The following is a 5215-nucleotide window of genomic DNA, read 5'->3' on the forward strand; positions in this document are numbered from 1 at the left end:
ATCGCCGCCGCCCTGGCCGCCGGGTCGGCCGTCGTCGTGAAGCCGGCGCCCCAGGCCGCCCGCTGCGGCTCGGTCCTCGTGGACGCGCTCTGGGCCGCGGGCGTGCCGCGCGAGGTGCTCCACCTCGTCCACGTGCCGGAGAACGAGGTCGGTCGCGCGCTCATCTCCTCCCCGCGCGTGGACCGCGTCATCCTGACCGGCGCCTTCGACACCGCGACGCTCTTCCGCAGCTTCCGCCCGGACCTGCCGCTGCTCGCCGAGACGTCGGGCAAGAACGCCATCGTCATCACCCCCGACGCCGACCTCGACCTGGCCGTCAAGGATCTCGTCTCCTCCGCCTTCGGCCACGCCGGGCAGAAGTGCTCGGCCGCCTCGCTCGGCATCCTGGTCGGCTCGGTCGCCACCTCGCAGCGCTTCCGGAGCCAGCTCGTCGACGCCGTCACCTCGCTCACGGTCGGGCTGCCGTCCGACCCCAGGACGCAGATGGGCCCGATCATCGAGCCCGCCGGCGGCAAGCTCCTCTCCGCCCTCACCGTGCTCGGGCCGGGGGAGTCGTGGCTGGTCGAGCCGCGGCAGCTCGACAAGGACGGCCGGCTGTGGTCGCCCGGGGTCAAGACCGGCGTCCGCCCCGGCTCGGAGTTCCACACATGCGAGTACTTCGGTCCCGTCCTCGGCCTGATGACCGCCTCGACGCTGGAGGAGGCGATCGCGCTGCAGAACGCGCCCGAGTACGGCCTGACCGCCGGTCTGCACTCGCTCGAGCGCAGCGAGATCGAGCGGTGGATCGACCGCGTCGAGGCCGGCAACGTCTACGTCAACCGGTCCACGGTCGGCGCCGTCGTACGCCGTCAGCCGTTCGGCGGCTGGAAGAAGTCGGCCGTCGGCGCGGGCACCAAGGCGGGCGGGCCGAACTACCTCGTCGGGCTCACCGACTGGTCGCCCGCACCCGCGACGCGCCTCGCCACCCCCGGCTCGGCCGTCCAGTCGCTGATCGAGGGCGCGCACCGGCTCGGCCTCGACGAGGACGGCGTACTGGCTCGGGGCGCCGGGTCGGACGCGCACGCGTGGGCCGAGGAGTTCGGCGTGGTCCGCGACGTCAGCGGCCTGCTCGCCGAGAAGAACCTGTTCCGCTACCTCCCCGTCCCGGTCACGATCCGGGTCGAGGACGAGAACCCCACCCAGGTGGGCTTCTCGCCGTCTGCCACCGCCGGATCGGCGCAAGAACCCCACCAGGGTGCGGTTCTTGTGGACCTGCTCAGAGTCGTCGCGGCCGGCCTCGCCGCGGGCGCGCCGGTGATCGTCTCGCTCGGCGTCGGGCTCCCCGCCGACGTACGCCGCCTGCTCGCCGACGCCGCGGTCGACGTCGTCGACGAGGACGACGACGTGTGGACGCGCACGCTCCGCGGCGCCCGGGCGCCCGGTCGGGTGCGGCTGATCGGTGGCTCCCGCGAGGCCTTCGCCGAGGCCTCCCAGGGCCGCGCCGACATCGCCCTCTACGCCCAGCCCGTCGTCGAGGCCGGCCGCGTCGAGCTGCTCGCCTTCCTGCGCGAGCAGGCCGTCGCCGTCACCGCGCACCGCTTCGGCTCCCCGACGCCGCTCGCCGAGGGCCTCCTCGCCCCGTGATCCTCGCCACCCGGTGCCGGAGGGCCTCGCCGAGGACCGTCGCACGGCCGGCCTCGCGTAGCATTCCGGCATGGAGATTCCCGAGAAGTTCGCGACGCTGGGACTGACCTACGACGACGTCCTGCTACTGCCGGGCTACTCCGACCTGGCGCCGGACGAGATCGACACCACGAGCCGGCTGACCCGCGAGATCTCCCTCAAGGCGCCGCTCGTGAGCGCGGCGATGGACACCGTCACCGAGGCCCGGCTGGCGATCGCGATGGCCCGCCAGGGCGGGCTCGGCGTGCTCCACCGCAACCTCTCGATCGAGGACCAGGCCTATCAGGTCGACCTCGTCAAGCGGACCCAGACCGGCATCATCTCCAACCCGGTCACCATCACCGCCGACAAGACGCTCGAGGAGCTCGACCGGCTCGCGGGGGAGTACCGCATCTCGGGCTTCCCCGTGGTCGACGCCGAGAACACGCTCATCGGCATGATCACCAACCGCGACCTGCGCTTCACGCCCGTCGCCGAGTGGGCGACCACGAAGGTCGACGAGGTCATGACCCACGCCCCGCTCATCACCGGCCCCGCCGGCATCAGCCGCGAGGACGCCACCGCGCTGCTCCGCCGGCACAAGCTCGAGCGGCTCCCGCTGATCGACGCCGACGGCAAGCTCGCCGGGCTCATCACCGTGAAGGACTTCGTCAAGGGCGAGCAGTTCCCCGACGCCTCCTACGACGCCGACGGCCGGCTGCTCGTCGGCGCGGCGATCGGCTACTTCGGTGACGCGTGGCAGCGTGCCACGACCCTGATCGACGCGGGTGTCGACGTACTCGTGGCGGACACCGCCCACGGCAACGTCCGCATGCTCATCGACATGGTCACGCGGCTCAAGACCGACCCGGCCACCCGGCACGTCCAGGTCATCGGCGGCAACGTCGCCACCCGCGAGGGTGCGCAGTCCTTCGTCGACGCGGGCGCCGACGCGGTCAAGGTCGGCGTCGGCCCGGGCTCGATCTGCACCACCCGCGTCGTCACCGGCGTGGGCGTGCCGCAGATCAGCGCGGTCTACGAGGCCTCCCTCGCGTGCAAGCCCGCGGGGATCCCGGTCATCGCCGACGGCGGCCTGCGCTACTCCGGCGAGATCGGCAAGGCCATCGTGGCCGGCGCCGACACCGTCATGCTCGGCTCGATGCTCGCCGGCACCGAGGAGACGCCCGGCGCGACCATCCTCATCAACGGCAAGCAGTACAAGGCCTATCGTGGCATGGGCTCGATGGGCGCCATGAGCAGCCGGGGCAAGAAGTCCTACTCCAAGGACCGCTACTTCCAGGCCGAGGTCACCAGCGACGACATGATCGTGCCCGAGGGCGTCGAGGGTCAGGTGCCCTACAAGGGCAACCTCGCCACCGTCGTCCACCAGCTCGTCGGCGGCCTCCACCAGACGATGTTCTACGTCGGCGCGCGCACCGTCCCCGAGCTGCAGAAGAAGGGCCGCTTCATGCGGATCACCTCCGCGTCCCTCAAGGAGAGCCACCCGCACGACGTCCAGGTCACCGTCGAGGCGCCGAACTACCACGGCTGAGCAGTCCCGCCGGACGTACGCCGGCGAGGCCGCTCAGCCGCGGCGGTGCTTGACCGCGTACAGCGCGGAGTCGGCCGCCTCGATCGCCTGCTGGGCGCTGGCGTAGTCCGAGGTCGAGGCGACGCCCACCGACGCGCTCCACGACGTCGGGCCGGTGCCGCCGAGCCCGGTGAGCCGCTGCCGGAGGCGTGTCGCCGACATCCGCGGCGCGACGACGACGAACTCGTCGCCCCCGGTGCGGAAGACCGACCAGGACGGGCCGGAGACCTCGTGCAGGGTCTCCGCCACGGCCTGGAGCAGGAGATCGCCGCCCGGATGGCCGACCCGGTCGTTGATCGCCTTGAAGTCGTCGAGGTCGATGACGGCGATCGCCGCCGGCTGCTGCAGCGCCTGCAGCACCCAGTCGAGCTGACGGCGGTTGGGCAGCGCGGTGAGCGGGTCGATCTCGGCGGTGCGGGCGACCGAGACCAGCCACCACAGCGTGAGGCCCACGGCCGAGGCGGCGGTGAGCGAGGACAGGATGAGCTCGGGTGCGACCTCGGCCCGCACCGCTCCGGCCGCCGCCCCCACCGCCATGACCACGCAGGCGATGACGGCGGACCGGCGGGGGAACGCGATGAACCAGCTCGCGACGTTGCCCGGCAGCACCGCCATCATCGGCCCGGCCGCGTAGGGGCCGATGACCGTGGCCGCGAGCAGGAGCGACGCGCTCGAGATCCCCAGGATCAGCTGGACCGTCAGGCGGCGCAGCGGCGGCGCGACGGCCACCAGCACCGTCCCCAGCGCGATCCAGCCCGCGGCGACGACGAGGGGGAGCACGTGGTAGTCGGCCTCCGGGGAGAGCGCGACGTAGGAGCCGAGGAGCGGCACGGCGAGCAGGAAGAACCCGACGACCCGCGCGGCGGCACGCGGCGAGTACCACCAATCGACCATGGACCCCCCAATGCGACAGACCGGGCGACGCTACCGCGAAGTCCTGCTCCTGTCACCGCCTCCCGCGAGGCGTAGGCTCGGCCCGATGACGCGGGTGGATCAGTGGGTGTGGGCCGTGCGGCTCGCCCCGTCGCGCTCGCAGGCCACGGCCGGGGCGAAGGCCGGCCACATCCGGATCAACGGCGAGCGTGCGAAGCCGTCGGCCGCCGTCAAGGTCGGCGACGAGGTCCGCGTCTACAACACCCATGACCGTCGCGAGCACATCGTCGTCGTACGCGCGCTGCTGGCCAAGCGGGTCGGCGCGCCCCAGGCGCAGGCCGCGTACGACGACCGGACCCCCGCCCTGCCCCCGAGGCCCGAGCGCGTGCCGACCCCCTTCGAGCGCGACCGCGGCAGCGGCCGCCCCACCAAGCGCGACCGCCGCCTCCTCGACCGGCTGAGATCCGGCGAGTTCGACTGAATGCGGTGGGTAGAGTCCGTTCGTGTCCACGATGCCTCGGATGGGTGCGCTGGCCGAGCGCGACCGTGAGGTCGAGGTCCTGCGGCGGCTGCTCGAGGACGCCGTCGCCGGGCGGGGCCGCGTCGTCCACCTCATCGGTGAGGCGGGAATCGGCAAGACCGCGCTGGTGCGGCTCGCGGCGGCGGAGGCGGAGCGCGAGGGCATCGAGGTGCTCCTCGCCTCTCCCGGGCAGACCGACCGGCAGGTGCCGTTCGGCGTCGTGCGCCAGCTGCTGACCCGTCCGCTGATGGCGCTGGCACATCCGCTGCGCGCCGCGACCTGGGCTCAGGTCTCGGCCGGTCCGGGGCGCCGCGCGGCCGCCCATCTCGTCGGCGCGGACGAGGCCGAGGCGCTCGACCAGAGCACGATGATCGCCAGCCTCGCCTGGCTGGTCGAGGACCTCGCGGCCGAACGCCCCCTGCTCCTCGTCGTGGACGACGCCCAGTGGGCCGACGAGGACTCGCTCCGGTTCCTCAGCAGCCTCGCTCGGAGCATCGCGGGCCAGCCGGTGCTCGTCCTCGTGGCGGCCCGCCCGGTGGCGCCGTCCCACCGGGGGCCCGCGCTGGCCGAGCTGCTCGCCGACCGCGACG

The 5215-nt window shown here is 73.1% G+C and carries 5 protein-coding genes; 4 read left to right on the forward strand and 1 reads right to left on the reverse strand.

The window, feature by feature from the left end; all coding sequences use genetic code 11:
- Positions 1–1623, forward strand: a 1623-nt coding sequence (locus QM572_RS06625; RefSeq protein WP_415091309.1) for an aldehyde dehydrogenase family protein, incomplete at its 5' end; no start/stop codon positions are given.
- A gap of 70 nt (positions 1624–1693) precedes the next feature.
- Positions 1694–3193, forward strand: a complete 1500-nt coding sequence (gene guaB / locus QM572_RS06630) for an IMP dehydrogenase (RefSeq protein WP_415091311.1) — start codon at positions 1694–1696, stop codon at positions 3191–3193.
- 33 nt (positions 3194–3226) lie between these two features.
- Here the strand turns inward: guaB and QM572_RS06635 are convergent, their stop codons facing one another.
- Positions 3227–4126: a GGDEF domain-containing protein gene (locus QM572_RS06635; protein ID WP_415091313.1), complete on the reverse strand. Its 900-nt coding sequence runs from the start codon at positions 4124–4126 to the stop codon at positions 3227–3229.
- An 85-nt stretch (positions 4127–4211) separates the two neighbouring features.
- Between QM572_RS06635 and QM572_RS06640 the strand changes: the two genes are divergently transcribed.
- Together QM572_RS06640 and QM572_RS06645 are read left to right on the forward strand one after the other, a co-directional pair.
- Positions 4212–4586 carry an RNA-binding S4 domain-containing protein gene (locus QM572_RS06640; protein ID WP_415091315.1) on the forward strand — a complete coding sequence of 125 codons (375 nt, stop codon included), beginning with the start codon at positions 4212–4214 and terminating at the stop codon, positions 4584–4586.
- A 31-nt stretch (positions 4587–4617) separates the two neighbouring features.
- Positions 4618–5215 (forward strand): AAA family ATPase (locus QM572_RS06645; RefSeq protein ID WP_415091317.1); only part of this gene is annotated, 598 nt, incomplete at its 3' end.

The organism is Nocardioides sp. (genome assembly GCF_047607365.1).
Classification (GTDB): Bacteria; Actinomycetota; Actinomycetes; order Propionibacteriales; family Nocardioidaceae; genus Nocardioides.